26 protein-coding genes and 2 tRNA genes are annotated in these 26179 nt (G+C 64.7%); 19 read left to right on the top strand and 9 right to left on the bottom strand.

The window, feature by feature from the left end:
- Positions 1–203 precede the first annotated feature (203 nt).
- The 8 genes from glyA to E4K64_RS22200 all read left to right on the top strand — a co-directional run bounded on the left by glyA (position 204) and on the right by E4K64_RS22200 (position 8485).
- Positions 204–1502: a serine hydroxymethyltransferase gene (glyA, locus tag E4K64_RS22240; protein ID WP_135165431.1), complete on the top strand. Its 1299-nt coding sequence runs from the start codon at positions 204–206 to the stop codon at positions 1500–1502.
- A gap of 43 nt (positions 1503–1545) precedes the next feature.
- Positions 1546–2028, top strand: a complete 483-nt coding sequence (gene nrdR / locus E4K64_RS22235) for a transcriptional regulator NrdR (protein WP_028135990.1) — start codon at positions 1546–1548, stop codon at positions 2026–2028.
- A complete protein-coding gene (ribD, locus tag E4K64_RS22230; RefSeq protein WP_135165430.1) occupies positions 2025–3173 on the top strand; it encodes a bifunctional diaminohydroxyphosphoribosylaminopyrimidine deaminase/5-amino-6-(5-phosphoribosylamino)uracil reductase RibD in 1149 nt (382 codons plus the stop codon). The genes nrdR and ribD overlap by 4 nt, the downstream gene beginning before the upstream one ends.
- A complete protein-coding gene (locus E4K64_RS22225) occupies positions 3173–3796 on the top strand; it encodes a riboflavin synthase (protein WP_135165429.1) in 624 nt (207 codons plus the stop codon). The genes ribD and E4K64_RS22225 overlap by 1 nt, the downstream gene beginning before the upstream one ends.
- 181 nt (positions 3797–3977) lie before the next feature.
- Entirely contained in the window at positions 3978–4469 is a 492-nt protein-coding gene (ribH, locus tag E4K64_RS22215; RefSeq protein WP_135165428.1) for a 6,7-dimethyl-8-ribityllumazine synthase, read from the top strand.
- 4 nt (positions 4470–4473) lie between these two features.
- On the top strand, positions 4474–4971 hold the full coding sequence (gene nusB, locus E4K64_RS22210; protein WP_126258513.1) for a transcription antitermination factor NusB: 498 nt from the start codon (positions 4474–4476) through the stop codon (positions 4969–4971).
- 156 nt (positions 4972–5127) lie between these two features.
- Positions 5128–6129, top strand: coding sequence for a thiamine-phosphate kinase (gene thiL / locus E4K64_RS22205; protein WP_135165427.1), 1002 nt, complete (start codon positions 5128–5130; stop codon positions 6127–6129).
- Between the two features lie 235 nt (positions 6130–6364).
- A complete protein-coding gene (locus E4K64_RS22200) occupies positions 6365–8485 on the top strand; it encodes a sodium-translocating pyrophosphatase (RefSeq protein ID WP_126258511.1) in 2121 nt (706 codons plus the stop codon).
- Between the two features lie 187 nt (positions 8486–8672).
- Here the strand turns inward: E4K64_RS22200 and E4K64_RS22195 are convergent, their stop codons facing one another.
- Together E4K64_RS22195 and E4K64_RS22190 are read right to left on the bottom strand one after the other, a co-directional pair.
- The gene (locus E4K64_RS22195) at positions 8673–9671 is read right to left on the bottom strand and encodes a Bug family tripartite tricarboxylate transporter substrate binding protein (protein WP_135165426.1); all 999 of its coding nucleotides are present in this window, start codon (positions 9669–9671) and stop codon (positions 8673–8675) included.
- Between the two features lie 228 nt (positions 9672–9899).
- Entirely contained in the window at positions 9900–10385 is a 486-nt protein-coding gene (locus E4K64_RS22190) for an outer membrane protein assembly factor BamE (RefSeq protein WP_167772183.1), read from the bottom strand.
- A 98-nt stretch (positions 10386–10483) separates the two neighbouring features.
- Between E4K64_RS22190 and E4K64_RS22185 the strand changes: the two genes are divergently transcribed.
- The 7 genes from E4K64_RS22185 (at position 10484) to E4K64_RS22155 (ending at position 15212) form a co-directional block, all read left to right on the top strand.
- Positions 10484–11035 carry a ubiquinol-cytochrome C chaperone family protein gene (locus tag E4K64_RS22185; protein ID WP_135165424.1) on the top strand — a complete coding sequence of 184 codons (552 nt, stop codon included), beginning with the start codon at positions 10484–10486 and terminating at the stop codon, positions 11033–11035.
- On the top strand, positions 11032–11601 hold the full coding sequence (locus E4K64_RS22180; RefSeq protein WP_135165423.1) for a YceD family protein: 570 nt from the start codon (positions 11032–11034) through the stop codon (positions 11599–11601). The genes E4K64_RS22185 and E4K64_RS22180 overlap by 4 nt, the downstream gene beginning before the upstream one ends.
- Positions 11602–11901: 300 nt before the next feature.
- A complete protein-coding gene (gene plsX, locus E4K64_RS22175; RefSeq protein ID WP_135165422.1) occupies positions 11902–12963 on the top strand; it encodes a phosphate acyltransferase PlsX in 1062 nt (353 codons plus the stop codon).
- Positions 12960–13940, top strand: a complete 981-nt coding sequence (locus tag E4K64_RS22170; RefSeq protein ID WP_135165421.1) for a beta-ketoacyl-ACP synthase III — start codon at positions 12960–12962, stop codon at positions 13938–13940. Before plsX ends, E4K64_RS22170 begins: the two co-directional genes overlap by 4 nt.
- A 134-nt stretch (positions 13941–14074) precedes the next feature.
- A complete protein-coding gene (locus tag E4K64_RS22165) occupies positions 14075–14416 on the top strand; it encodes an integration host factor subunit alpha (RefSeq protein WP_205680496.1) in 342 nt (113 codons plus the stop codon).
- Positions 14417–14440: 24 nt separating this feature from the next.
- Complete coding sequence (locus E4K64_RS22160) at positions 14441–15022, top strand: MerR family transcriptional regulator (protein WP_126258504.1); 582 nt, start codon at positions 14441–14443, stop codon at positions 15020–15022.
- A gap of 112 nt (positions 15023–15134) precedes the next feature.
- Positions 15135–15212, top strand: a tRNA-Pro gene (locus E4K64_RS22155).
- Between the two features lie 361 nt (positions 15213–15573).
- Here the strand turns inward: E4K64_RS22155 and E4K64_RS22150 are convergent.
- From E4K64_RS22150 to E4K64_RS22140, 3 genes are read right to left on the bottom strand one after another with little or no spacing between them, the layout of a single operon-like run.
- Positions 15574–16101: a hypothetical protein gene (locus E4K64_RS22150; protein WP_126258503.1), complete on the bottom strand. Its 528-nt coding sequence runs from the start codon at positions 16099–16101 to the stop codon at positions 15574–15576.
- Positions 16098–17207, bottom strand: coding sequence for an FAD-dependent oxidoreductase (locus E4K64_RS22145; RefSeq protein WP_135165420.1), 1110 nt, complete (start codon positions 17205–17207; stop codon positions 16098–16100). Before E4K64_RS22145 ends, E4K64_RS22150 begins: the two co-directional genes overlap by 4 nt.
- On the bottom strand, positions 17204–18592 hold the full coding sequence (locus E4K64_RS22140; RefSeq protein ID WP_135165419.1) for an MFS transporter: 1389 nt from the start codon (positions 18590–18592) through the stop codon (positions 17204–17206). Before E4K64_RS22140 ends, E4K64_RS22145 begins: the two co-directional genes overlap by 4 nt.
- A 123-nt stretch (positions 18593–18715) precedes the next feature.
- Between E4K64_RS22140 and E4K64_RS22135 the strand changes: the two genes are divergently transcribed.
- Both E4K64_RS22135 and E4K64_RS22130 read left to right on the top strand, forming a co-directional pair.
- Positions 18716–19468 carry a GntR family transcriptional regulator gene (locus tag E4K64_RS22135; protein ID WP_135165418.1) on the top strand — a complete coding sequence of 251 codons (753 nt, stop codon included), beginning with the start codon at positions 18716–18718 and terminating at the stop codon, positions 19466–19468.
- Positions 19469–19530: 62 nt separating this feature from the next.
- Positions 19531–19609: transfer RNA gene (locus tag E4K64_RS22130), tRNA-Pro, on the top strand.
- Positions 19610–19687: 78 nt separating this feature from the next.
- Here E4K64_RS22130 and E4K64_RS22125 read toward each other — a convergent pair.
- From E4K64_RS22125 to E4K64_RS22115, 3 genes are all read right to left on the bottom strand, one after another.
- Positions 19688–20815: an acyltransferase family protein gene (locus E4K64_RS22125; RefSeq protein WP_135165417.1), complete on the bottom strand. Its 1128-nt coding sequence runs from the start codon at positions 20813–20815 to the stop codon at positions 19688–19690.
- Positions 20816–21242: 427 nt separating this feature from the next.
- A complete protein-coding gene (locus E4K64_RS22120; protein WP_135165416.1) occupies positions 21243–22025 on the bottom strand; it encodes an outer membrane protein in 783 nt (260 codons plus the stop codon).
- 298 nt (positions 22026–22323) lie between these two features.
- The gene (locus tag E4K64_RS22115) at positions 22324–22908 is read right to left on the bottom strand and encodes a TetR/AcrR family transcriptional regulator (protein ID WP_235884743.1); all 585 of its coding nucleotides are present in this window, start codon (positions 22906–22908) and stop codon (positions 22324–22326) included.
- Positions 22909–23071: 163 nt separating this feature from the next.
- Here E4K64_RS22115 and E4K64_RS22110 point away from each other — a divergent pair, with 163 nt between their 5' ends.
- Complete coding sequence (locus E4K64_RS22110; protein ID WP_135165414.1) at positions 23072–24037, top strand: alpha/beta fold hydrolase; 966 nt, start codon at positions 23072–23074, stop codon at positions 24035–24037.
- Between the two features lie 123 nt (positions 24038–24160).
- Here the strand turns inward: E4K64_RS22110 and E4K64_RS22105 are convergent, their stop codons facing one another.
- Positions 24161–24400 (bottom strand): hypothetical protein, encoded by a 240-nt coding sequence (locus tag E4K64_RS22105; RefSeq protein WP_126258496.1) that lies wholly within the window; start codon positions 24398–24400, stop codon positions 24161–24163.
- 629 nt (positions 24401–25029) lie between these two features.
- On the opposite strand from E4K64_RS22105, the gene E4K64_RS22100 reads away from it, so the two are divergent.
- Positions 25030–26001 carry an SDR family NAD(P)-dependent oxidoreductase gene (locus tag E4K64_RS22100; protein WP_135165413.1) on the top strand — a complete coding sequence of 324 codons (972 nt, stop codon included), beginning with the start codon at positions 25030–25032 and terminating at the stop codon, positions 25999–26001.
- Positions 26002–26179 lie beyond the last annotated feature (178 nt).

The following is a 26179-nucleotide window of genomic DNA, read 5'->3' as shown; positions in this document are numbered from 1 at the left end:
GGATGAGGCGGAAGGGGCCTCCCGCGACCCGGCCCGATCACCGAAAACCTCCACTCTCCACCATATCTGGCATAAATATCAGGCCCGACCCGCAAATGCTTGGCCTGTTGCGGGCGATGTGGTAGATCGCGCGTGCTTCCGACCGCCACACCAGACCCGCCCGCAGCCCGCCAAAAGGCCGCGGCGGTGGAGATATTCGCAAGATGACCGCACCCAAGACCGCCTCCGCGCCCGATTCGTTTTTCACCGCCTCGCTCGAGCAGGCCGACCCCGAAATCGCCGCCGCCATCAAGGGCGAGCTCGGCCGGCAGCGCCATGAGGTCGAGCTGATTGCCTCCGAGAACATCGTCAGCCGGGCCGTGCTGGAAGCGCAGGGTTCGGTGATGACCAACAAATACGCGGAAGGCTATCCGGGCGCGCGCTATTACGGCGGTTGTGAGTGGGTCGACGTCGCCGAGAACCTCGCGATCGATCGCGCCAAGAAGCTGTTCGGCGCCGGTTTCGCCAACGTGCAGCCGAATTCCGGCAGCCAGATGAACCAGGCGGTGTTCCTGGCGCTGCTGCAGCCCGGCGACACCTTCATGGGCCTCGATCTCGCGGCCGGCGGCCATCTCACCCACGGCTCGCCCGTCAACATGAGCGGCAAGTGGTTCAAGGCCGCGCACTACACCGTGCGCCGCGAGGACCAGATCATCGACATGGATGCGGTGGCCAAGCAGGCCGAGCAGGTCAAGCCGAAGCTGATCATCGCCGGCGGCTCGGCCTATTCGCGCGCCTGGGACTTCAAGCGCTTCCGCGAGATCGCGGACAGCGTCGGCGCGTACCTGCTGGTGGACATGGCGCACTTCGCCGGGCTCGTCGCCGGCGGCGTGCATGCCTCGCCGGTGCCGTACGCCCACGTCACCACCACCACGACCCACAAGTCGCTGCGCGGTCCGCGCGGCGGCCTCATGCTGTGGAATGACGAGACCCTGACCAAGAAGCTCAACTCGGCGATCTTCCCGGGCCTGCAGGGCGGTCCCCTGATGCACGTGATCGCGGCGAAGGCGGTGGCCTTCGGCGAGGCGCTGCGTCCGGACTTCAAGGTCTATGCCAGGAACGTCGTCGAGAACGCCAAGGCGCTGGCCGAGACCCTGAAGGGCCATGGTCTCGATATCGTCTCCGGCGGCACCGACAATCATCTGATGCTGGTCGATCTCCGGCCGAAGGGCCTGAAGGGCAACGTCTCGGAGAAGGCGCTGGTCCGCGCCGCCATCACCTGCAACAAGAACGGCATTCCGTTCGACCCCGAGTCGCCCTTCGTCACGTCGGGCATTCGGCTCGGCACGCCGGCCGCGACCAGCCGCGGCTTCGGCGTCGCTGAATTCCAGCAGGTCGGCGGCATGATCGCCGAGGTTCTCAACGCGATCGCGCAATCCGCCGACGGCAAGGCGCCGCTGGTGGAAGCTGCGATCAAGGAACGGGTCAAGGCGCTCACCGATCGGTTCCCGATCTATCAGTAAGGCCAAGAGAAACTGATCAAGACAAACTGATCAAGGCAAGCGGATGCGCTGTCCGAACTGCAACAGTCTCGATACGCAGGTAAAGGACTCGCGTCCGACCGAGGACTCGTCCGTGATCCGCAGGCGGCGCGTATGCGTCGCCTGCAATTTCCGCTTCACCACTTTCGAGCGGGTGCAGCTGCGCGAGCTCACCGTGATCAAGCGCAACGGCCGCCGCGTGCCGTTCGACCGCGACAAGCTGATGCGCTCGGTGCAGATCTCGTTGCGCAAGCGGCAGGTCGAGCCGGAGCGGGTGGAGAAGATGGTCTCCACCATCGTGCGCGAGCTCGAGACCGGGGGCGAGGCCGAGATCTCGTCCGAGGTGATCGGGGAGACCGTGATGGAGCATCTGCGCACGCTCGACGACGTCGCCTATGTGCGCTTCGCCTCGGTCTATCGCAATTTTCGCGAGGCCAAGGATTTCGCCGAGGTGCTCGGCGAGCTCTCCGGCGAGGAGGAAGCGCGGCTCGCCGCGATCCGCAAATGATCTTCCGCATCCTGGAAGATCAGTTCGCGCAGAAGGCCCGCGAGGCCAAGGACGCCGATCTTCGTTTCATGCAGCTTGCGCTCGCGCTGGGCAAGCGCGGGCAGGGACGCACCTCGCCCAACCCGGCCGTCGGTGCCGTCGTGGTCAAGGATGGCGTGATCGTCGGCCGCGGCTGGACCCAGCCAGGCGGGCGTCCGCATGCCGAGCCTGAAGCCTTGCTGCGGGCCGGCGAAGCCGCGCGCGGTGCCACGCTCTACGTCACGCTGGAGCCGTGCTCGCATTTCGGCAAGTCGCCGCCTTGCGCCGATGCAGTGATTGCGGCCGGCATCAAGCGCGTGGTGGCGGCGATCGAGGATCCCAATCCGGAGGTCGCGGGGCAGGGGCATGCGCGCCTGCGCGCGGCCGGCATCAATGTGGACGTGGGCCTGTGCGCGGCGGAAGCCGCGTTCGACCATGCCGGGCATGTCCGCCGTATCCGCGATAAGCGCCCGCATGTGATCCTGAAGCTCGCGGTCTCGCCCGACGGCAAGATCGGTGCGGCCGGCGGCAAGCCGGTCGCGATCACGGGGGAGGCGGTGCGCAATCGCGTGCATCTCCTGCGGGCGCAAAGCGATGCGATCCTGGTCGGCATCGGCACGGTGCTGGCGGACGATCCGCTTCTCACCTGCCGTTTGCCCGGCATGGCGGCGCGCTCGCCGGTGCGCGTGGTGCTCGATCAGAGCCTGCGGATTCCCGGCGCGAGCAGGCTGATAGGCTCCGCGCGCGAGACGCCGCTCTGGGTGATGGGTTCTGAGCTTGCGGAAGCCGCAGCAGCGACGCGGCTCGGTGCAACCGGCGCGCAAGTGATCCGCGTCCCGCCGGCAGGCGCCTCCGGGCTCGATTTACCGGCCGTGCTGCACGCGCTGGCCGGGAAGGGCATCACCCGCCTGATGGTCGAGGGCGGTAGCCGGGTGGCGTCCTCGTTCGTCGCGGCCGACCTCGTCGACGAGATCTGGCTGTTCCGCGGCGCGGAAGCTTTGGGCAGTGGCGGCGTCGATGCGCTCGATGCATTGCCCCTGTCGAAAATCACGCAGTCGCAGGCCTACAAGGTTCATGCTAGCGAAACATTCGACAAGGATACTCTCACCATCTACGAGCGCGCGTAATGTTCACCGGCATTGTCACTGATATCGGCGAGATCGTCGGCTTCACGCCTGTGGCGCAGGGGCAGTTGCACCGGCTGCGCATCGCCTGCCGCTATGATCAGACCACCATCGCCGACGGCGCCTCGATCGCCTGCAACGGCGTCTGCCTGACGGTCGTTGCCTCCGGCGTTGCCGACGGCAGGGACTCTCAGCAAAGGACCTGGTTCGATGTCGATACCGCGGCCGAGACGCTGGCGCTGACCACGGCCAGGCACTGGAAGGTCGGAACGAAGCTCAACCTCGAACGCGCCCTCAAGATCGGCGACGAGCTCGGCGGCCACATCGTCGCCGGACATGCCGACGGCATCGCGACCCTCCTGAGCCGCGAGGACCTGCCCGATATGGCGCGGTTCGAGCTCTCGACCACGCGGGAGCTGGCACGGTTCATCGCCACCAAGGGCTCGATCACGCTCGATGGCGTCTCGCTGACGGTCAATACGGTGAAGGATGCGACCTTTTCGGTGCTGATCATCCCTCACACGCTGACGGTCACCACGATCGGTGGCTGGAAGGCGGGGGACGAGGTCAATATCGAGGTCGATCTGATGGCCCGCTACGCGGCGCGACTGACGGAAATGAAGTGACGGCAAGGCCGGTCTTTCCGGGGCGGCTCGAAGAGCCGAACCCGGAATCTCGAGATTCTCGGGTGCGCAAGGGCCCACCCTAGTTCGATGCCTTGCATCGCCCCGGAATGACAGTTTCTAACTTGGCTTACCCGCCTGCGGCGACTACATAACGCGCCAACCTCTAGAACGGAACTTAACGATGGCAGACGCGCGGCGCGCACCCTTGAAGGACCAGACCGACATTTCCGGCGCGCGCGCGCTGATTGTCGAGGCGCGGTTCTATGACGATCTCCAGGATGCGCTTCTGGACGGCGCGGTGGCCGAGCTGAAGGCGGCCGGCTTGAACCACGACGTCATCACGGTCCCTGGCGCGCTGGAGATTCCGGCCGCGGTGGCCATTGCGGTGGATGCCGCGGCGGCGAGCGGCAAGCCCTATGACGCCGTGATCGCGCTCGGCTGCGTGATCCGCGGCGACACCATTCATTTCGAGATCGTCTCGCAGGAATCCTCGCGGGCGCTGATGGACCTCGCGGTTGCGCGCAAGCTGCCGCTCGGCAACGGCATCCTCACCGTCAACACCGAGGCGCAGGCCTGGGCGCGGGCGCGCGCCAGCGAGCTCAACAAGGGCGGCGATGCCGCGCGCGCGGCGCTTGCGATGCTGCGCATCAAACGCCGCCTGGCGCAGGCCTGAGCCCATGGTCGACAACACCAAGAAGCCGGCAGGCCCTGCCGAGAAGAAGGCGAACCGGCGCGGTGCGGCGCGGCTCGCGGCCGTGCAGGCGCTGTACCAGATGGATATCGCGGGCGCCGGCATCAACGACATCTTCGCCGAATTCGAGAGCCATTGGCTCGGCAACGAGGTCGAGGGCGACACGTATCTGCCGGCGGAAGCTGCCTTCTTCCGCGACGTCGTCTCGGGCGTCGTGCGCGACCAGAAGAAGCTGGATCCGCTGATCGACGAGGCGCTGTCGAAGGGCTGGCCCTTGAAGCGGATCGAGGCGATCCTGCGCGCGGTGCTGCGGGCAGGGGCCTACGAATTGGAGCATCGCAAGGACGTGCCGGGCCGCGTCGTCGTCTCCGAATATGTCGACGTCGCTAACGCGTTTGTCGACCGCGAGGAGACCGGCATGGTGAACGCCGTGCTCGACCAGATCGGCCGCCAGTTTCGCGGCGACGAGTTCGGGCGGGGGTAAATTTGAGACGATGACTTCCGCCGTAGCCGTCACCCTGAGGTGCCGGAGCGAAGCGGAGGCCTCGAAGGGCGGCGGCGTGCCGCTGAGGCCGCACCTCGGCCGTGCATCCTTCGAGGCTCGCAAGGGCTCGCACCTCAGGATGACGGATCTGCTATCTTGACGCAGGACAAATACGAAGCCTCCGCCGAAGATTCCCTCATCGCGCGCTATTTCAAGCCGCTGGCGACCGATCCCGGTGCGTTCGGGCTGGTCGATGACGCTGCGGTGCTGTCGTCGTCCGGCGACGATATCGTCGTCACCACCGACGCCGTCGTCGAGGGCGTGCACTATCTTGCCAGCGATCCGCCTGACACCATCGCGCGCAAGGCGTTGCGGGTGAACCTGTCCGATCTCGCCGCCAAGGGCGCGATGCCGGCCGGCTTCGTGCTGACGCTGGCGCTGCGCAGCAAGGAGGATGCCTGGCTGCGGCCGTTTGCGGACGCGCTGGGCGAAGACGCAAGAGAATTCGCTTGTCCGCTGCTCGGCGGCGACACGGTCTCGACGCCGGGCCCGCAGATGATCTCGATCACGGCCTTTGGCCGCATCCCGCAGGGGCGGATGGTCGGCCGTACCGGCGCGAGGCCGGGCGATCGCATCCTGGTGACGGGCACGATCGGCGATGCGGCGCTCGGCCTCGACGTGCTCAAGGGCGGCGCTGCTGCCATGGCGCTCGCGAGCAGTCCCGCCGCGAAGGAGGCCCTGGTCGCGCGCTATCGCGTGCCGCAGCCGCGCAATGTGCTGGCACCGGCCGTGCGCGATCATGCGAGCGCGGCGATGGATGTCTCCGACGGGCTCGCCGGCGATCTGGTGAAGCTCTGCGCGGCGTCCGGGGTCTCAGCCAGTGTCGAGGTGGCAAGCGTGCCGCTCTCGGCCGCGGCAGCAAGCCTGGTCGCCCGCAACGTCGTTGGCATCGAGACACTGCTCGCGGGAGGCGACGATTACGAGGTGCTGTGCACGGCCCCGCCGGCGCAAGCCGACGCGCTGATCGCCGCGGGGCGGGCGGCCGGCCTTGCCGTCGCGGCGATCGGCACCATCGTGGCGGGGAAGGAGAGGCCGCGCTTCCTCGACGGGCACGGCCAGGAACTGGCTTTGACGCGGCTGTCCTACAGCCACTTCTAGGAATCGCTCCAAAGCGGCATCCTGGTTCTCAGCACTTGGTTCTAAATACCTGCCGAGATCGGCGCTTTCGGCCTTATCCGGCGTTGCACCCTCAATATGATTTTGGCAAGCTCGCGGCCGACTGAGGCCGCCCCTTTTGGGCAAGGGGCGGCTTTGTTCGAAATCAAGGCGCCGCACCGTACAACGGACAACAAGAGGCGCCGGGGGTACATCAAGGATCTGAGGCAAACATCACATGACAGCATTATGGTTGATAGTGCTCTGCGGAGTGCTTTCCGTCGTCTACGCGATTTGGGCGACGTCTTCGGTGTTAAGCGCGGATGCGGGGTCGCCGCGCATGCAGGAGATCGCAGGGGCGGTGCGTGAAGGCGCACAGGCCTATCTGCGGCGCCAGTACACCACGATCGGTATCGTCGGCATCGTCATCTTCGTGCTGCTTGCCTATTTCCTCGGTCTCTATGTCGCGATTGGTTTTGCCATCGGCGCCATCCTGTCGGGAGCGGCCGGCTTCATCGGCATGAACGTCTCGGTCCGCGCCAATGTGCGTACGGCCCAGGCCGCGACGACGTCGCTCGCCGGCGGCCTCGAGCTCGCCTTCAAGGCGGGCGCGATCACCGGCCTTCTGGTCGCGGGTCTCGCATTGTTGGGGGTGACGCTTTATTTTGCCTTCCTGGTCCATTCGCTGAAGCTCGCGCCTGACAGCCGCGTCGTCGTCGACGCCCTGGTGGCGCTCGGCTTCGGCGCCTCGCTGATCTCGATCTTCGCCCGTCTCGGCGGCGGCATCTTCACCAAGGGTGCGGACGTCGGCGGCGATCTCGTCGGCAAGGTCGAGGCCGGCATTCCCGAGGACGATCCGCGCAATCCGGCGACCATCGCCGACAATGTCGGCGACAATGTCGGCGACTGCGCCGGCATGGCCGCCGACCTGTTCGAGACCTATGCGGTGACCGCGGTCGCCACCATGGTCTTGGCGGCGATCTACTTCGCCAAGACGCCGATCCTCGCCAACATGATGACGCTGCCGCTCGCCATCGGCGGCATCTGCATCATCACCTCGATCATCGGCACCTTCTTCGTCAAGCTCGGGCCGAGCCAGTCGATCATGGGCGCGCTCTACAAGGGCCTGATCGCAACCGGCGTGCTGTCGCTGATCGGCATCGCGCTGGTGATCTACTATCTGATCGGCTTCGGCAAGCTCGAGGGCGTCAGCTACACCGGCATGGCGTTGTTCGAGTGCGGCGTGGTCGGCCTCGTCGTCACCGCGCTGATCATCTGGATCACCGAATACTACACGGGCACCGACTACCGTCCGGTGAAGTCGATCGCGCAAGCCTCGGTCACCGGCCACGGCACCAACGTGATCCAGGGCCTTGCCATCTCCATGGAAGCGACCGCGCTGCCCGCGATTGTCATCATCGCCGGCATCCTGGTGACCTACAGCCTCGCCGGGCTGTTCGGCATCGCGATCGCGACTGCCACCATGCTGGCGCTCGCCGGCATGATCGTCGCCCTCGACGCCTTCGGCCCCGTCACCGACAATGCCGGCGGCATTGCCGAGATGGCCGGACTGCCCAAGGAGGTGCGCAAATCGACCGACGCGCTCGATGCGGTCGGCAACACCACCAAGGCGGTGACCAAGGGTTACGCGATCGGCTCGGCCGGTCTTGGTGCTCTCGTGCTGTTCGCGGCCTACAACGAGGACCTCAAGTTCTTCGTTGCCCGCTCCGCGCAGCATCCCTACTTCGCCGGCGTCAATCCGGACTTCTCGCTCAACAACCCCTATGTGGTGGTGGGCCTGTTGTTCGGCGGCCTGTTGCCCTATCTGTTCGGCGCGATGGGCATGACCGCCGTGGGGCGTGCCGCCAGCGCGATCGTCGAGGAGGTCCGGCGCCAATTCCGCGAGAAGCCGGGCATCATGCAGGGCACCGACAAGCCTGACTACGGCAAGGCGGTCGACCTGCTGACCAAGGCGGCGATCAAGGAGATGATCATCCCCTCGCTGCTCCCGGTGCTGTCGCCGATCGTCGTCTACTTCGTGATCTACCTGATCGCGGGCGGCGGCGCGGCCGGCAAGTCGGCGGCGTTCTCCGCGGTCGGCGCCATGCTGCTCGGCGTCATCGTGACGGGCCTGTTCGTCGCGATCTCCATGACCTCGGGCGGCGGCGCCTGGGACAACGCCAAGAAGTACATCGAGGACGGTCATTTCGGCGGCAAGGGCTCCGATGCCCACAAGTCGGCGGTGACCGGCGACACCGTCGGCGATCCCTACAAGGATACGGCCGGACCTGCGGTGAATCCGATGATCAAGATCACGAACATCGTGGCCTTGCTGCTGCTGGCGGTTCTGGCGCACTGAGGGCGCCAAGTCTGCAAAACAGAACCCCGCGGTGCGAGCCGCGGGTTTTTGATGTCTCCTCAATCTCACTGTCATCGCACGCGCAGGCGGGCGATCCAGTATTCCAGAGGTCATCGTGGGATACGGATAAGTCGCGGCGTACTGGATTCCCCGCCTTCGCGGGGAATGACAGCGTGAGCGCGATCGATTACTGCACGTCCATCTGCAGCCCTTCCTTCTGGATGATGCCGGCGAACTTCTTCGTCTCGGCGTCCACGAAGGCGGCGAATTGCTGCGGCGTGCCGTAGTCGGCGCGGGCGCCCATGGCGGCGATCTGCTTCTTGACGTCGTCGCGCTCGAGCATCGCCTTGATCTGAAGATTGAGCGCGTTCAGCACCTCCGGCGAGACGCCCTTCGGCAGGAACACCGCGAACCAGGACGATACGTCGAAATTTGCCAGTTCCGGCGCGCTCTCGCGCATGGTCGGCAGGTTCGGCGCGAGCTCGCTGCGCTCGGTCGTGGTGACGCAGAGGCCGTTGAGCGTGCCGCTCTGCACCTGCGGCAGGGTCGGGTAGAGATTGTCGAACAGGATCTGGATGTCGCCCGCAAGCGCGGCCTGGAGCGCGGGGCCGGCGCCGCGGAACGGAATGTGCGTCATCTTCAGGCCGGTGAGCTGGAGAAACCAGGCGCCGGTGAGATGAGGGCTCTGGCCGACGCCGGAGGAGGCGTAGCTGAGCTTGTCCGGATTGGCCTTGAGATAGGCGATCAGCTCGGGGATCGACTTGATGCCGGTCTTCGGATGCGCCGACACGATGTTCGGGATCCGGATCATGTTGGTCACCGGCTGAAGCTGGTCTGGCTTGTAGGTGAGATTCTTGAAGATGCTGTAGGCGATCGCGTTCGGGCCCGGATTGCCGACCAGGATGGTGTGGCCGTCAGGCTTGGCGCGGACCACCTCGGCCGTGCCGATGGTGCCGCCGCCACCGGAGCGGTTTTCCACGACGGCCGACTGGCCCCATGCGTTCTGCAGATGCGCGGCCAGAAGCCGGCCCATCACGTCGGTCGAGCCGCCGGCTGCGGCCGGCACGACCAGACGGACGTTCTCGGTCGGCTTCCAGTCCGCAAGGCTCGATCGCGGCAGGATCGCTGCGGCCGAAAGGCCGGCAGCAGCGGTAAGCACGCGACGTCGGGACAAAATTTTAGGCACGAATCCACTCCCTGCTTCTTTCTTTGCAGGGAGCGTAGGGAACCGCAGATGCGACGGCAAGTCGCGCGCGAGGGCAAGTGCCGCACCGAGGGCGGCACGACGCCGCAGGCGAGGGCGATTTACCTTCGGGCGGAATTGGAAGGCGCTCCAGATACTTGTCTTGCAGCTCTTGCAGCGTTTTCTTGAGGCGAGCCGGTCCCCGACGCCGCTGGAAAACGCCTTCGAGACTCAGTTGAAGCTGAGCAGCTTGAACAGCGGCGTGAGGTAGCTCATCTCCTGACCCGACGTCGGCGTGGTGCGGCTGATGAAGTCGAAGATCTTGCCGTCCTGCAGGCCGTAATTCGCCAGCCGCCGCACGCGCCGGTTCTTGTCGAAATAGACCGCGATCACGCGCTGGTCGACCACCTTCTGGTTCATGAAAGCGACCGGGCGCTCCGAGCGCTGCGAGATGTAGTAGAAGACTTCGCCGTCGAGAGTGGCGACGGTGGAGGGCGTGCCCATCACGATCAGCACCTGATCCTGGCTCGCGCCGATCGGAATCTGCTCCAGCGCGCCGGGCGGCAGGATGTAACCCTTCTGGAATTGCTCGCCGGTGCAGCCCGCGAGCGCGGCGCCGACCAGGGTCGCGGCGGCGAGCATGCGCAAGACGCGCCAGCGTGCATGGAGGCCGCGCCGCGTGGTCGCGCGCAGGCTGGTCTGGTTCGTTGTCGTCATAGCGGAACTGATTCCGTCCCCTTGCGTCGCGCGAGGCGCTGAAGTACCGGGCGGAGGCTCTGAATGCAACACGCGCGCGCCCGCTTGCGGAAACCACAATGCTTTGGCCGTTCAATCACTTCAGGAAACCCCGGCTAACCCCGCCGGACACCATTGAAGCCATCTATGGCATGATCGTGACGCAGGCGCGAGAACCCATATTTTACCGCGACTTGGCCGTGCCCGATACGGTTAACGGACGTTTCGACCTGTTGCTGCTGCATCTGTGGCTGCTGCTGCAACGCCTGCGCACGGTTCAAAGCGCCACCGAGCTGTCGCAGGCGCTGTTCGACCGATTCTGCGAGGACATGGACGACAATCTGCGCGAGATGGGGGTGGGCGACCAGACCGTGCCGAAGCGGATGCGAGCCTTCGGCGAGGCCTTTTACGGCCGCGTCCAGGCCTATGACCAGGCCATGGAGGCCGGCGGCAAGGCCCTGGCGGAAGCGATCTGCAAGAATATCTTGAACGGGACCGGCTTGGACCAGGCGGAGCGGCTCGCGGCCTATGCCCGGGCCAGCGAGGCCGCTCTCGGCCGGGCCGACGAGGCTGCGCTGTTGCGGGCCTCGTTTCGGTTTCCCCCAGCGCTTCCCGAGGATGTCACGCCATGAGCCGACCTGCGACCGGATCCCAGCCCGATCCTTGGCGGGCACCTGTCATCGTTGCCCAGATCCCCGACACCGGCCTGCATCGCAAGCTCGAGGCCTCGGCCGGCGAGCGGCAGGCCATCGCGGAGGTCGGCGGCGTACGGGAGGTCCTGTCCGCCAGCGCCGACCTCGACGTGGTGCCCAGGAGCGGCGGCCGGGTTCAGGTGACCGGCACCGTCCGGGCCAGGGTCGGCCAGATCTGCGTGGTCACGCTGGATCCGATCGAGAGCGAGATAGAGGAGGAGATTGATCTGATGTTCGCCCCCGAGCCCGAGGCGCGGCGCCTTGCCGAGCTGATCGAGGAGGGCGAGGACGACTCGGAGGCGCCTGAGGTCGCCGATCCGCCGGAGGCGATCATGGGTGGCATCATCGATCTCGGCCGGGTCGCCACCGATGCCCTGTTCCTCGCCATCGACCCTTATCCGCGCAAGGAGGGGGCCGTGTTCGAGGCGGACGTCACCGCCCTCGATCCGGAGGACCATCCGTTCGCCGCATTGAAGGCGCTGCAGGACAAGAAGAAAGGCCAATAGGTGGGTCTTTCCATGTCGGATCGCCCTGCGAGGGTGCGCGAGGCATTTGCCGGGATGGTTTCAAAGAACCTCTTATCTAGCTGATCTCAATCTGTTTCTTGCGAATTCCGGGGTTTCTCAACCGGATCGCCCAGAAAGCAAAAGGCTGGGGGCAAGAGGTTGTTTCGGGATAACAAAACGCTATTGTCGCGCCCCGGTCGGGGCGCGGCGTGGCGCCTGACCGGTCGCCATGTCCGTGGCGAACCCATCCGCGGCCCCGCTCGTTCAGGACCGCACCAGACCAGGTTTTCCAGGACTTTTATGCCAAGCAAGGTTCGCATTGCGCTTGACGCCATGGGGGGCGACGGCGGCGCCGCCGTGGTCATTCCGGGCGCGGCCATCTCGCTTGGCAGGCATCGCGACACCGAATTCCTGCTGGTCGGCGACCGCGCCAGGATCGAGCCCGAGCTCGACCGGCACCCCCAGCTCAAGGCCGCCTCGAAGATCATCCACACCGACGTGGCCGTCAGCGGGTCGGACAAGCCGAGCCAGGCGCTGCGGCGCGGCCGCAAGACGTCCTCGATGTGGCTTGCCATCGACGCGGTGAAGAAGGGAGAGGCGGATGTCGCGGTCTCCGCCGGCAATACCGGCGCGCTGATGGCGATGTCGCGCTTCCACCTGCGCACGCTGAAGGGGATCGATCGCCCGGCGATTACGGGGATCTGGCCGACCAGGCGCGGCGAGTCCGCCGTGCTCGACCTCGGCGCCACCATCGGTGGCGACGCGCACCATCTGGTGGCGCTCGCACTGATGGGCGCCGCGATGGCGAGCGTGCTGTTCGACAAGAAGCGGCCCACGGTCGGGCTGCTCAATATCGGAACCGAGGAGATCAAGGGGCACGAGGAAATCCGCGAGGCCGGGGAAATCCTGCGTGCCAGGAACCTGCCGGAGCTCGACTATATCGGTTTCGTCGAGGGTGACGGCATCGGCAAGGGGCTGGCCGACGTCATCGTCACCGAAGGTTTCAGCGGCAACATCGCGCTCAAGGCCGCCGAGGGAACCGCCAGGCAGATGGCCGAATTACTCCGCGACGAGATGAAGCGGAGCTGGCTGTCCAAGCTCGGCTATCTCTTTGCCCGCAGCGCCTTCCAGGCCCTGCGCGACAAGATGGATCCGAACAAGTCCAATGGCGGCGTGTTCCTGGGTCTGAACGGACTGGTTGTCAAAAGCCACGGCGGAACCAGCGCCGAAGGCTTTGCCTATGCGATCGATGTTGGCTATGAGATGGCTCACTACGATCTCCTGAACAAGATCAATCAGATGCTCAACCGCGAGGGTGGTGCACTCAATTCGGTGCAGGCCGCGCAGGAGGCTGTTTCGTGACTCAAATTCGTTCGGTCGTGCTCGGCTGCGGCTCCTATCTGCCGGAGCAGGTGGTGACCAACGCCCAATTGGCGGCGCGCATCGACACCTCCGACGAGTGGATCGTGCAGCGCACCGGCATTCGCGAGCGGCGCATCGCGGCCGAGGGCGAGTTCACCTCGCATCTGGCCATCAAGGCGGCGCAGGCCGCGCTCAGCGATGCCGGCCTGGATGCGCAGTCGATCGACCTCATCGTGCTGGCGACCTCGACGCCGGACAACACCTTTCCCGCCACCGCCGTCGCCGTGCAGAACGCGCTCGGCATCAACCACGGCGCGGCCTTCGACCTCCAGGCGGTTTGCTCGGGCTTCGTGTTCGCGCTCGCCACCGCCGACAATTTCCTGCGCACCGGCGCCTTCAAGCGCGCGCTGGTGATCGGCGCCGAGACCTTCTCGCGCATCCTCGACTGGAACGACCGCGGCACCTGCGTGCTGTTCGGCGACGGTGCCGGCGCGGTCGTGCTGGAGGCGCAGGAGCAGCCCGGCAATGCCGCCACCGACCGCGGCGTCGTGACCACGCATCTGCGCTCCGACGGCCGCCACAAGGCAAAGCTGTTCGTCGACGGCGGCCCGTCCTCGACCCAGACCGTCGGCCATCTGCGCATGGAGGGCCGCGAGGTCTTCAAGCATGCGGTCGGCATGATCACCGACGTCATCGTCGATGCCTTCCAGGCGACCGGGCTCGATGCCGACAGCATCGACTGGTTCGTGCCGCACCAGGCCAACAAGCGAATCATCGACGCCTCCGCCCACAAGCTGCATATCGCGCCGGAGAAGGTGGTGCTGACTGTGGACCGTCACGGCAACACCTCGGCCGCCTCGATTCCGCTGGCGCTGTCGGTGGCCCGCAAGGACGGCCGCATCAAGAAGGGCGACCTGGTGCTGCTGGAAGCGATGGGCGGCGGCTTCACCTGGGGCTCCGCGCTGGTGCGCTGGTAGAGCCACACTCGGTAAAATTTTGCCGGAATCAGCTGGGATTATCGATGCGCGTGCATTGATGAGCGCTGTTGACCGCTGTATCGTAACCTCATAATTTCAGACAACAATTGTTCGCCGTGATGTGGGGCAGGGCGATGACCGATCAAAGTAAAACCGTAACGCGAGTCGACCTGTGCGAAGCCGTCTACCAGAAGGTGGGCCTGTCGCGCACGGAATCGTCCGCCTTCGTGGAACTCGTGCTGAAGGAGATCACCGACTGCCTGGAGAAGGGCGAGACGGTGAAATTGTCCTCGTTCGGGTCGTTCATGGTGCGCAAGAAGGGTCAGCGCATCGGCCGTAATCCGAAAACCGGCACCGAAGTGCCGATCTCGCCGCGCCGCGTCATGGTGTTCAAGCCGTCGGCGATCCTGAAGCAGCGGATCAACGCCCAGCATCGGACCAACGGCGACGGCAGCAAGGCACAACCCGAGGCGTAACCGCCTTTCGGAAAGGACTGGCATTTGGACAAGGCGCCGGATGCGTTCCGAACCATCAGCGAAGTAGCGCAGGAGCTCGACATCCCGCAGCACGTGCTGCGGTTCTGGGAGACCCGGTTCTCCCAGATCAAGCCGATGAAGCGCAGCGGCGGCCGCCGCTATTACCGCCCCGACGACGTCGACCTGCTCAAGGGCATCCGCCGGCTGCTCTACGGCGAGGGCTACACCATCCGCGGGGTGCAGCGGATCCTGAAAGAGCACGGCGTCAAATCGGTGCAGGGGCTCGCCGACAGCGCTGCCGCGGTCTCGTTCGGCGCCATCGAGGACGCCATCGGCGCCAGCCTGATGGAGCCCGAGGACGAGGAGGCGCCGATCAAGGGCGTCACCGACACCGACGACGACGACTACCAGGGCGACGAAGAGGAAGGCATCGACTTCCGCTTCACCGAGGTCGACGACGAAGAGATCCTCACCACCTTCCGCAAGGGCGTCACCCCCGCCGCGCCCGCCGGCCCCAGCGCGCTGGACCGCGAACGGCTCGGCCGGGCGCTCGCCGACCTCGTCGCAGCCAAGGAGATGCTGGATCAGGCGCTGAAGGACGGGTGAGGGGCGGTATTCGGACCGCTTGCGGCCAGTTCCGAGCCTGTGGGGCAGGAACGGCAAAATGCTGCGGCCTCGCCTTGCACATCGCGCCGATCCTAGCTAATGGAACGACGTTCGGAGCGTGGCGCAGCCCGGTTAGCGCACTAGTCTGGGAGACTAGGGGTCGGAGGTTCAAATCCTCTCGCTCCGACCAATTTTTCTCAAAGCATTTGTCGGGTGGTTGGACGGTCGGGATAGAGCCCGTGCCGGCGCTGACGCATGTGCGACGGTCGTGGCGGTGGCTGCTGTGGTGGCCGGCAGACTAAAATGCCGAAAACAACCCCATGCACATTAGCGATGCCGTTGCTGGATAATGCTTTTCGATGTTGATTGATGTTTTTCCGAAATCGACTTGACCCGTCGGGCAAAACAGGGGTATGGTGTCATCATGCAGCGTGGGTCAGGACGCCACCGCCTCGACCGCGCTAACGCCTTTGAAGGCTGCCAGTCCCGAAGGTCTCGCGCATCTCCTTGCGGCAACCGTCGCACCCGGCCACGAGCGGCGACGCTCCCCGTCAGCCCAGCTCCGACCCCAGCGCCTGCTCCAGCAGCTTCCGGCTCGGCTCGTAGCGATTGACGAATTGATCGATCAGCAGCGGCGTCAATCCGGTGCGGCAGGCTTCGATGGTGTCGGTGATGTCGGCGAGCTTCATCTGGATCGCGGCGGGGTTGCCGGAGGCGCAGAGTTTTCGGACATAGTCGAGATAGATCTCGCATTCGGCGGGGCCGACCTCCTGGAAGCGGCGGTAATAGTCCGCATTCGGCGGCGGGGTCGTGATGTCGATGATGTCACACGCTTCCTGGCTGATGCCGAGCGCGTTGAGCATCTCGCGGCCGCCGCCACGCTCCATCATCGCATCGTGCAGGAGGGCGGATTCGATATGGGCACGGGTTGCGTCCGGCTTGCGGAAGATCAGGCGGAGCGCCACGCGTTCGAAATGCTGCGCCCAGGGGCGGCCGAGATGATCCCTGATGCCGGCCTGCTGCTGGTCCACGGCCGCGATGATGTCTGTGTACCAGGATGCGCTTGGAACGAGCGTCATGCGTTGGTCCCTTCTCGTCTTGCGTGTTTGCGATTCGAATCCTCGGATGAGAGTTCGATCAGCCGCTGCTCGCTCGGGCGAACGGTGCGGCTGAGGCTGCGCTGGCTTGCGACGTCCTCGACCCGGCGCTGCCAGCCCTCGACCATCGGGCGCATCGCGGCTTCCCAGTCGCCAAGCGCGGCATCGATGTCGTCAGAGTGCGCAACGGCCTCGGCGAGCGCGACGGCGTTGACGATGCTGACGCCGGCACCTTGCCCCAGGCTCGAGGGCATCGCATGGGCGGCATCGCCGACGATCGCCGCGCGTCCTCTCGACCAGGTCGAAAGCGTCGTTGTTGCGTAGCGGTCGTGGCGGCCTGCGTTGCCAACCCGCCGCAATGTCGGCGCGAGATCAGGAAATCGCGCGGTCCAGAGCGCACCGGCGATCGGAACGGACGTCGCTTCGAGATCGGTGATGGGCGCCATCAGGCAGAAATAGAAGGCATCCGGGCCGCATGGCGTGTAGAGCACCCGCAACGGACGTCCCCGGTAATCATAATAATCGTGAATGCTGTTCCAATTGTCGTCGCGCAGTCCGTCGCGATCGAGAAGGATTCGCGTGATGCCGTCCTGGTGCGCGACGCGTGTGATCGGAATGTCCAGCGCTTGCGCGATGGTCGATCTCACGCCGTCGGCGGCGATGACCAGATCGGCTGCGAGCCGGGTGCCGTCTGCGAGGATCAACGCGCCACGCGGATCCGCCGCAACGGCCCGCGATCCACCGGCGATGTTGACGCCGGCGCGTCTTGCCGCATCGATCAGCGCGACATGAAGAGCCGCCCGGGTCGTGGTGACGATGTTTCCGTCGGTGGATGCATTCGATTGCCGCGCGCCGTCGATGTAGACGCAATGCGCGGCAGGTTTGAATGCTCCACGCATGAAGTCGTCGTAGGCACCGGTCTTGCGAAGGGCATCATGGACGAAACCGTGGACATAGAGACCGGCGCCGACGCTTCTTGGCTCGGGATCGGCTTCGTACACGGATACGCGCCATCCCTTGCGCGCCAGCACGGCCGCCGCGGCGAGGCCGGCATAGCCGGCCCCGGCAATCACTGCTGTACGGGTCATTCGGCCGGTGCCTCGATGCCCTTCGGCGACGCTGCGACGTCCCGCGCCGCCGACGTTGCCTCGAGCGTCTTGCCTTTCGTGTTGGGGCCGACCAGCGCCACCACGATGATGCTGGCGATCAGCAGGCCGTCGCTCACCAGGAAGAGCGCGAGCCGGCCGTGCAGCACGGCAAAGATGCCGAACGCCAGCAGCAGAAGGATGCCGCCGACGCGGCCCCAGGCCGAGGCCATGCCCATCGCCGTCGTTCGAATCTCGGTCGGATAGAGCTCAGGCGTATAGGTGTAGATGCAGGTCGACCCGTTGCCGAGGAAGAAGGCGGTGAACCATGCGCAGGCCATGATCGTGACAGGCGTGTTGGCAAGGCCGAACAGCGTGCTGGAGATCCCGATTCCGGCGAAGCAGATCATCAGCCAGTATTTCCGGCCGACGAGATCGAGGAAGTAGCCCGCGCCGATATAGCCGGGAATGAAGCCGGAAAAGATCACCACCGTGAACTCGGTCGATCGCACGATGGAGAAACCGTCCATGGCGAGCAACGTCGGAAGCACGGACTGGAAGGTGTAGAGTACGCCGTACTCGGTGAACCAAACCATCCACAGCATGATGGTTACCGGCAGGACGGCGGGCGCGACGATCTCGCGCCGGCTGACCGGACGGGTGACGGGCACTGGGATCGCAACAACAGGCGGAAGAGTCCCGCCGTTTGATCGCGCCACCTGCGCTTCGATCGATGCAACGATCCGCTCGGCTTCCTCGGTGCGGCCCTGGCTCATCAGCCATCGCGGGCTCTCCGGGAGGAAGGACCGCATCAGGCCGATCAGCAGTGCAAACGGGAAGGTGAGCGCGAGCGTCCAGCGCCAGCCGACTGTCGGGATCAGTAGGAGCGCCCAAACCGGGGACAGGGCGATGCCGATCGCGAAGAACGCCATCATCCAGCCGTTGAAGCGGCCGCGGAGCCGCGAGGGCCACAGCTCTGCCAGATAAGGTGGCACCACGCAGCTCTCCATGCCGACGAAGATCCATGTGAAGAAGTTCAGCAGGCAGAAGACCTCGATGCCGGGGGCCAGCGCGCGGGACGCCGAGAACAGCGAGTAGAGGCCAAGGCTCCAGGTCATGACGGCCTTGCGCCCGAACCGGTCGGCGGCGAAGCCGACGAGGAGGGAGCCGAGCAGATAGCCGCTCAGGCCGATCGCCGAGGTGACGCCGAGCGCGAGCGGGCCGAGGTTCCATTCGGTTCGAAAAGCTGCGAAGGCAAAGCCGGTGACGGCCGTGTCCAACGTGTCGAAGAACAGCGAAAGTCCAGCAATGATAAGAACTTGAATGTGGAAGCGGGAGGGAGGTAGCCGGTCGATTCGGGCAACGAGCCCTTGGGCAGTGATGCTCATGGACGAGATCCTTTGCTTGCGCGAAAACGGCCCGGCGTCGCCCTCGCATGGCACGGCGCAAGTGATAGAATGACCGTGCATGCACAGTTTATGCACGATGAATAAAGCAAGGCAAGATATTTCATGATGGCCAGCAGACCACCTCCGCCGCCCGGCAAAGGGAAGGGCGTCGAGTTCGCCTATACGGCGCTCCGGCGCGAGATCGTGTCGCTCACCTTGCGGCCCGGCACGCCGCTCGATGAGGCGGCCCTCGCGGCAAGATTGGGGCTCTCGCGAACACCCGTGCACGAGGCGCTCGTCAGGCTCGCCTCGGAATCGCTGGTGGTGCTGCTGCCGAACCGCGGCGCGAGCGTCGCAAGCCTCAACTGGGATGACCTTCGCGAGATGTTCGAGGCGCTCGATATCACCCAGCGGCTCGTCACCAGGTGGGCGGCGCTACGCCGAACCGATGCCCAGCTTGCCGAGATCGATGCCGAGCGGCTTGCATTCGAGCAGCATGAAGCGGCGGGACGCGCGGAGGAGATGAACGAAAGCAATTGGCGGTTTCACGCGCTGATCGCTGCCGCCTGCGGCAACAAGCTGATCGAACGCAACTATCTCCACCTGCTCACGCTCGCGCTACGCATCGCCTATCTGGCCTACAATGTGGAGCATTTCGCGTCGAAGGCCGCGTATCAGAAGCACATGGATACGATCCTGACGGAGCACATCGCGATGGTTGCCGCCATCAGGGCCAGGGACGGCGACAAGGCGGATGCCCTGGGACGCTCGCACGCCGATCTCGGCCGGCAACGGATACAGGATGTGCTGACGAGAGGGGTGAGCAATTCGCTGGATATCGCACTTGATCATCCCATCACGATGTTGAAGCAATGATGGTGCGGCCAGGGGATGGCAGCCCTTGTTCGTGATAGCTTCGACGCTGATGGAACGACGTTCGGAGTGTGGCTCAGCTCGATTGGCGCACTAGTCTGGGAGACCTAGGGGTCGGAGGTTCAAATCCTCTCGCTCCGACCAATTCTTTCAAAGCAAGTGGATTGACCGCCGGCTTCGAGCCCGCTTCCGACAGTTGCGCGTTCGCGACAACCTGGAAGCCTACTTGTGCGAGCGCGGATTGCCCAAGGGGGTTACCGCGAACTTCTCCTGCACGGAAAACAGATAGCTCGCAAGCTGCTTGTGCCGCATCTCTGTCACCGAGGCGAGCACTGCTGCGAGTACATTGGCCAGGACGACGGTGCATCCGAAAACGATCCATCCCCCGTCCTTCCAGAGCAGGAACGCTGGATACATGATCGTGTGGTGGAGCAGGTACAGCGTGAAGGAGTATCCGGCAAAGAACCGAACCGTCTGCACGATGGCGGCCGAGCTGGAAGGTTTTGTTGCCTGCGTCGCACCAACGATCCCGTACAAGAACAGAACGAGGAGAGGATAGGTTCTTGGCTGATACTCGGCATAAGGCCGCATAATCATGAAGTAGGCCGCGGCAGATGCCACGGCGATCGCCAGCGAGACCTTGCGAGGCGGGAGCCAACCGCGGCGCGCGAGAAAGTAGACGTAGGCGCCTCCGAGCCACAACAGAAACAAAGATTGGCCGAGCCCATCATTCTGAAGCGCGCCAAAAATGTAGTGGATGGGGATTTGCCCAAAGAACAGGGCGACAGGGATGAGTAGGAGCGCTGCTTGAGGCCGCGCGCCCAAGAAGAAGAGTGCTGCGACAAAGAGATAGATGTGCCATTCGATGACGAGCGTCCACAGCTGACTGCCTGATCCGAATGTTGGCGCCCGCAAGAAACTGAAATGCTCGAGCGGACCGCGGTACGTCTCGATCATGAAGATGTTGGCGACGAACGCCTTAAAATTGTAGCTGGCAGCGAGAGTCGCATCTCCGATGAAATGCAGTGTCAACGCGTCGATCGCGGCGATGGCGAGCAAGCAGGGTACCAGCCCCGAATAAATACGGGCCAAGCGTTCGATGAAAAAATGAGAAAACCCGTACTGCGAGTCTCTGGAAGATCTCTCGACCAAAGTATAGCTGATCAAAAATCCGGACAGCACGAAAAAGAGCAGCACGCCGACGTTTTGCGGGAGAGGCAACGCGCCGCCGCGTAGCTGCGGCATGAAGAAAGAGATTCCGTGTCCGATGCAGACCGCCTGCGCCGCGAGCGCGCGGAGCGCGTCCAGCGCCATCGAAGTTCCGTTCTTGGCGGGATTGAGATTGAACATGGAGGTCTGCTTCTGGAGGTCCGGACACTACGCGACAACCTCCAATCGATCAACCAGCGCGCCCGCTCAATGAAGGGTCCCTCTCCGCTCCGACCATTTGTCCAAATCATTTCTCGGGCGGATTGACCGGGCGTAGGGCGCGCGCCGGCGGGGCCGCGTGCGCGACGATCGGCGGCGGGTGGCTGCTTCGGTGGTCGGCAGTGCGCGGCAGCCCGGTTGTTTTCGAGATTCCTGCGACGTTGAAATTCTTGAGCGTCTGGCCGATCGCCTTGCAGATTGTGTGAGGTTCAGCTGAAGCGAAATGCCTTGTTCAGTTCAGCGGCAATCTCCGAAGTGGGGACTTGTCGGTAAGTCTTGGTCATCTGAGCCTCCCAATGCAGAAGGCCGGCTCAAAGAGCCGGCCTTTATTCGTCTGGATTGAAGCTAATCAGTACCTGGCGATGAGCGGGCCGCCAAAGCGATAGTTCAACCGGACCAGACCAATGTCGACATCCTGACCAATCCGGTCGCTTCCGAGGAAGGCGCCTGTCGGCGCGGTGAAGTTAAGCGTGCGGTGGCCGAGGAAGATGTGGTCGTACTCGACGCCCACGGACCAGTTCGGCGCAAAACCGAACTCCAGGCCTACGCCGACGGTGGCACCCCAGCGCGTTTCGCTGGCTGACGCCAGAAGCGTGCCAGCGCCTGGCGTACCGGCTGCGGCATAGATGTCGTACTTGTCGCCGACCACTGCGCCGCCGCCCTTCACATAAAGCAGGACGCTGTTCCAGGCGTAGCCGACATGACCGGTGAGCAGTCCGAAGGAATCGATGCGAGAACGGTTGCGATCACCAGTAACCAGCCCTGTGCCAGGGAAGACCAAGCTTACGTTGTCGCCACTGAAGTCGGCCCAGTTACCCTGGCCCTCCAGGCCAAACACCCAACTGGCCGACTGCCAGCGATAGCCCAGCTGGCCACCGACCGTGCCGCCCGTCGCATTGTGGCAACCCTCACCCACGAGAGTGCCCGTCACCGGCGTCACGAAATCCCAGCACTTGTGGGCCGAGCCGCCGCCGCCGTTGATGCCGACGTAGAAGCCGCTCCAGTCGTAAATGGCAGCGACCGCAGGGGCCGGAGCCTTGGTGTAGGGTCGCGCGGCAAGATCCGCCGCGCTGGCGGGAGCCGCCAGAGCTAGAGCCAATGTTCCGGCCGCAGCCGCCATTACCTTTTTCATGTGAGTTTCTCCCCAGACTAACGAGTTCAATGAATCGACGTGTTCGCCCGCCTGCCAGATCAAATGCTACGCCTGTGTTCAGGATTTGCTGTAGCCGGCTTGCAACACTTCCTGGCAAAGACAGCGGAGGATTCCCAATCTATGTCAATGGGTTGGGGAACCCTATGCACGATACGATGCACATGCCAAATTAGGGTCGATAGCGAACTAGGCTTGGGAATGGAGTTCGGGCGCCGGCTTTTCTCCGGCGATCGGCGCGGACACGTTTAGCAGCGCAAGCGTTGAGCATTGACGCCCTCTACCTCAAATACCCCACCACCAACCTTGTCGTCTCCTCCACCAGCGTTCGCACCATTTTCTCCGACAGCATCTCGGCCCCGTGCAGCACCGTGTTGTGCGTGACCGCCTCGATCGCGCTGACGCAGATGAAGGTCGCGACGTCGAGGTCGATCTTTCGCATCTCCTTGCGGCGGCTTTCGAGATAGGTGTGCACTAATGTGTGGATCTCGCGGTTGAAGGCCTCGACGTCTTTGAGCTGGCCGGTGCGCGGGATCTGCTCGGCGAGCACGCGGTGCAGTTTCGGATTGATGCGGTGGGCTTCGATCGCGACGGTGACGAGCTTGCGCACGGCCTTGTCGATCGGCAGGTCGGCGACCTCCGCGAGTGCCGTGCGGACGATGCCCATGATCTCCTCGTTGTGACGCTCGATCACGGCGGCGACGAGCGCCTCCTTGCTCGGGAAATATTGGTAGAGCGAGCCGACGCTGACGCCGGCCACTTCCGCGATGCGGTTGGTGCTCGCCTTCTCGAAACCGTCACGCGTCAGAATGCGAGCGGTCGCCTCGACCAGCGCGTCGACGGTGGCGCGGGATCGCGCCTGCAAGGCGTTTTTCCGGGGCTTTGTCGGCGGCGTGCGCGCCATGGCTGTACGATCCGAATGCGAGTTGGAAAAGCGAGCGTATGCTCGCATTATATCCGCCTGTGTTGGCCTTCCGGCAAGCGCCTTCGTCGCCATATGGAAGCGCAAGCCAGGCGGAGAACGGACCATGAGCGTCGCAAGACTTGTGTCGTCCCTGCAGTTTTGTCCTGTCAGGTGCGCGCCGCGCAGGCGCGATCCCGCGCCGAGCTTGCAGAGCCGCTTGCTCAACATCGTGCTGCGGCAGCTTCCCTACAAGCAGCAGCTCGCGTCCGCGGAAGCCGTGCAGGCGCATGTGCAGAAGCTCGCCTTGCAGCCCGCCTCGTTCGAGCCGACGGGGCTGGGCCGCGGCGTCGAGGCGACGCTGACCAAGATGGGCGGCTGGCCGGTCTATTACACGGCGCCGGTCTCGGGCCATGAAGGCTGCAACTTCGTCATGTTCCTGCATGGCGGCGGCTACATCAACGAGATCGTGCCGGCGCATTGGCGCTTCATCGGCGAGATGACGCGCAAGGCGAATGTCGTGTGCGTCGTGCCGATCTATCCGCTGGCGCCGCGCGCCACGGCGAAGGACGTCGTTCCGGCCACGGCCGAGCTGTTGCGGATGCTGCTGGAGGACGCCGGCTCCGCGAAGGTCACATTGGTCGGTAACTCGGCCGGCGCGGGCCTCGCGCTTGCGGCGTGCCAATGGCTGCGCGATCGCGGCCATCGGCAGCCGAACCAGATGGTGCTGATCTCGCCCGCCGCCGATGCCTCGGTCAGCCGTCCCGAGCAGATCGAGCTCGCCAGGCGCGATCCGATCCAGGACATTCCGGGCATCGTCGAGGCCGGGCGGCTCTATGCCGGCGCGCTCGATATCGGCCATCCCTTCGTCAGTCCGCTCAACGGCGCCTTCCGCGCGCTGGCGCCGATGACGATCTTCGCAGGAACGCGCGATCTGCTTTACCCCGACAGCGTCGATCTGGCGGCGCGGGCGAGGGCGGTGGGCGTGCCGGTGGAGCTGCTTCTGATGCGTGATCAGCCGCACAATTATGCGCTGATGCCGACGCCGGAGGGGCGACGGGCGCGTGCGATCATCATGCGCGCGGTGGCGTGAAGGGAAGGTGTGATCGTTGTCACAGAGCGCAGCGACTCAATGAGGCCGGCGCGGTCGAGCCCATGCGGAGGGAAGGGAGCGCGCCTCCGGGGGCGTTTCCTCGATGCTCGTAGTTCTACGGGCCTAGGCGTGGCCCTTGATCTCGTAGTGACCCGGCACGCATTTGAAGCGCTCGAGGCGCCAGTTGGCGTGATAGATCGGATGCTCGCCCATCCATTTCGCTAGGGGGGCCTGTGCGCCGATCGCGCACTGCATCATCGAAATCTCGGGCGTCATGTTGCTGTCGGTCACGATTTCTTCGACGCAACTGCCTGAGCTGGCTGCGCTAAGCCGGCAGAGCACGGCTACGACGGTCACGAACATTCCTGTCACCTCATTGGTCGTTTTGGACCACCTAGATGATGCAAGCGGAGTGCCAGAGCCTGTGACACGCAAACAACACGCTGGCCTGGCCGACTCGACCCAGCGTCCGGAGTCCATTTGGCGATTCGGATTGTAAAAAATCTGCCCATAAACCGAAGCCGGACAAATACGGGAACCAGGCACTTATGCCCGACTGTGACGCCGGCGCCGCGGGCGCTCCCTCGCAACGGCCCGGCTATGTCACGTGCCTTCCTGGCGACGACCGCGCAAGTGCCTCGTCCTTCGAGACGACCGCTTTCAGCGGTCTCCTCAAGATGAGGCTGACGGGCATCAGGATGAGGCTGACAGGCATCGGTGCATGTTGAAACGAGCGCAGCGGACTCTGCCCTCATCCTGAGGGCCCGCCAACGGCGGGCGTCTCGAAGGATGGCTGCGGAGGAGGCTGCGCCAGATGCAATAGTCTTGATCGCACCTAGGCGGCCGATAATCCGCGCGCCGAAATAACTGATGCCGGAGGTTGCATCGCCGATCCGCTTTCATTTGCCGATGCAGCGCTGCTACATTTGCGCGCGCCGGCGGGCGGCGCGGCGACGAAGAAACATACCGACAAGGGAGGGGCCGAAAGTCCCATGAAGGATTTTGCAGGAAAGATCGCGGTCATCACCGGCGGCGGCACAGGAATGGGGCGCGAACTCGCACGGCAACTCGTCGCCGAGGGCTGCAACGTCGCGATGTGCGACGTCTCGGAAGCTGCGATGGCCGAGACCAAGCGGCTGTGCGAGACCGAGAAGCTGCCGCAGGGCCTGCGCGTCACGACCCATGTCGCGGACATTGCGATCGAGGATCATCTGAAGCGTTTTCGCGACGAGCTCGCCGAGCAGCACAAGACCGACCGAATCCATTTGCTGTTCAACAATGCCGGCATCGGCGGCGGCGGCAGCCTGTTCACCAACACGCGCGAGCAGTGGGAGCGCACCTTCAACATCTGCTGGGGCGGGGTCTATCTCGGCGTGCGCACCTTCCTGCCGATGCTGGTGGCGGCGGACGAGGCCCACATCGTCAACACCGCGAGCGTCAACGGCTTCTGGGCCTCGATCGGCATGAACCAGTCGCACACCGCCTACAGCTCGGCGAAGTTCGCGGTGAAGGGATTCACCGAAGCGCTGATCAACGACCTGCGCCTGCACGCGCCGCACGTCAAATGCTCGGTGGTGATGCCGGGCCATATCGGCACCTCCATCGTCTCCAATTCGCGCAAGGTGCAGAGCGCCGACGGGTCGGAGCGGCTTAGCGACGACGAGGTCGCGCTGACCCGCAAGCGCATGGTCGCGGCCGGCGTGCCGGATGCCGACAGGATGTCGGACGAGGACATCCAGGCGGCGTTCGCCGAGCGCGCCCGCAGCTTCCTGGAGGATGCGCCGACGACGGCGGCCGAGGCCGCCAAGATCATTCTCGACGGCGTCAAGGCGGAGCGCTGGCGCATCCTCGTCGGCGAGGACGCCAAGCGATTGGACGAGCGCGTGCGCGCGGCGCCCGAGCAGGCTTACGACCGCGCCTTCTACGAAAGTTTTACGCAGGAGGTCGGCTGGCGGCTCGGCTGAGACTGCCAGCCGGGGGCGTGCCGATGTGGGTATGATAGCCATCATGTCAAGAGGTGCGCGGGAGATTTCGTGCGCCACCTCTTGCCAGTCCCTGGCCGCCTATGCCGGATTGGAATGTCATGCATGCGTCATGGATCGTCGTTCAAGCGATGTTGATCTTGAACGCCTGTAATGCCGC

This window comes from Bradyrhizobium frederickii, from assembly GCF_004570865.1.
Taxonomy (GTDB): Bacteria; Pseudomonadota; Alphaproteobacteria; order Rhizobiales; family Xanthobacteraceae; genus Bradyrhizobium; species Bradyrhizobium frederickii.
This window is presented reverse-complemented; position numbering and strand designations above follow the sequence as displayed.

Excerpts from the sequence above, each read along its gene's own strand:
- glyA (WP_135165431.1), top strand. The coding sequence starts at position 204 with ATGACCGCACCCAAGACCGCCTCCGCGCCCGATTCGTTTTTCACCGCC.
- nrdR (WP_028135990.1), top strand. The coding sequence starts at position 1,546 with ATGCGCTGTCCGAACTGCAACAGTCTCGATACGCAGGTAAAGGACTCG.
- ribD (WP_135165430.1), top strand. The coding sequence starts at position 2,025 with ATGATCTTCCGCATCCTGGAAGATCAGTTCGCGCAGAAGGCCCGCGAG.
- E4K64_RS22225 (WP_135165429.1), top strand. The coding sequence starts at position 3,173 with ATGTTCACCGGCATTGTCACTGATATCGGCGAGATCGTCGGCTTCACG.
- ribH (WP_135165428.1), top strand. The coding sequence starts at position 3,978 with ATGGCAGACGCGCGGCGCGCACCCTTGAAGGACCAGACCGACATTTCC.
- nusB (WP_126258513.1), top strand. The coding sequence starts at position 4,474 with ATGGTCGACAACACCAAGAAGCCGGCAGGCCCTGCCGAGAAGAAGGCG.
- E4K64_RS22200 (WP_126258511.1), top strand. The coding sequence starts at position 6,365 with ATGACAGCATTATGGTTGATAGTGCTCTGCGGAGTGCTTTCCGTCGTC.
- E4K64_RS22190 (WP_167772183.1), bottom strand. The coding sequence starts at position 10,385 with ATGACGACAACGAACCAGACCAGCCTGCGCGCGACCACGCGGCGCGGC.
- E4K64_RS22185 (WP_135165424.1), top strand. The coding sequence starts at position 10,484 with ATGCTTTGGCCGTTCAATCACTTCAGGAAACCCCGGCTAACCCCGCCG.
- E4K64_RS22180 (WP_135165423.1), top strand. The coding sequence starts at position 11,032 with ATGAGCCGACCTGCGACCGGATCCCAGCCCGATCCTTGGCGGGCACCT.
- plsX (WP_135165422.1), top strand. The coding sequence starts at position 11,902 with ATGCCAAGCAAGGTTCGCATTGCGCTTGACGCCATGGGGGGCGACGGC.
- E4K64_RS22165 (WP_205680496.1), top strand. The coding sequence starts at position 14,075 with ATGACCGATCAAAGTAAAACCGTAACGCGAGTCGACCTGTGCGAAGCC.
- E4K64_RS22150 (WP_126258503.1), bottom strand. The coding sequence starts at position 16,101 with ATGACGCTCGTTCCAAGCGCATCCTGGTACACAGACATCATCGCGGCC.
- E4K64_RS22145 (WP_135165420.1), bottom strand. The coding sequence starts at position 17,207 with ATGACCCGTACAGCAGTGATTGCCGGGGCCGGCTATGCCGGCCTCGCC.
- E4K64_RS22140 (WP_135165419.1), bottom strand. The coding sequence starts at position 18,592 with ATGAGCATCACTGCCCAAGGGCTCGTTGCCCGAATCGACCGGCTACCT.
- E4K64_RS22135 (WP_135165418.1), top strand. The coding sequence starts at position 18,716 with ATGATGGCCAGCAGACCACCTCCGCCGCCCGGCAAAGGGAAGGGCGTC.
- E4K64_RS22125 (WP_135165417.1), bottom strand. The coding sequence starts at position 20,815 with ATGTTCAATCTCAATCCCGCCAAGAACGGAACTTCGATGGCGCTGGAC.
- E4K64_RS22120 (WP_135165416.1), bottom strand. The coding sequence starts at position 22,025 with ATGAAAAAGGTAATGGCGGCTGCGGCCGGAACATTGGCTCTAGCTCTG.
- E4K64_RS22110 (WP_135165414.1), top strand. The coding sequence starts at position 23,072 with ATGAGCGTCGCAAGACTTGTGTCGTCCCTGCAGTTTTGTCCTGTCAGG.
- E4K64_RS22105 (WP_126258496.1), bottom strand. The coding sequence starts at position 24,400 with ATGTTCGTGACCGTCGTAGCCGTGCTCTGCCGGCTTAGCGCAGCCAGC.
- E4K64_RS22100 (WP_135165413.1), top strand. The coding sequence starts at position 25,030 with ATGAAGGATTTTGCAGGAAAGATCGCGGTCATCACCGGCGGCGGCACA.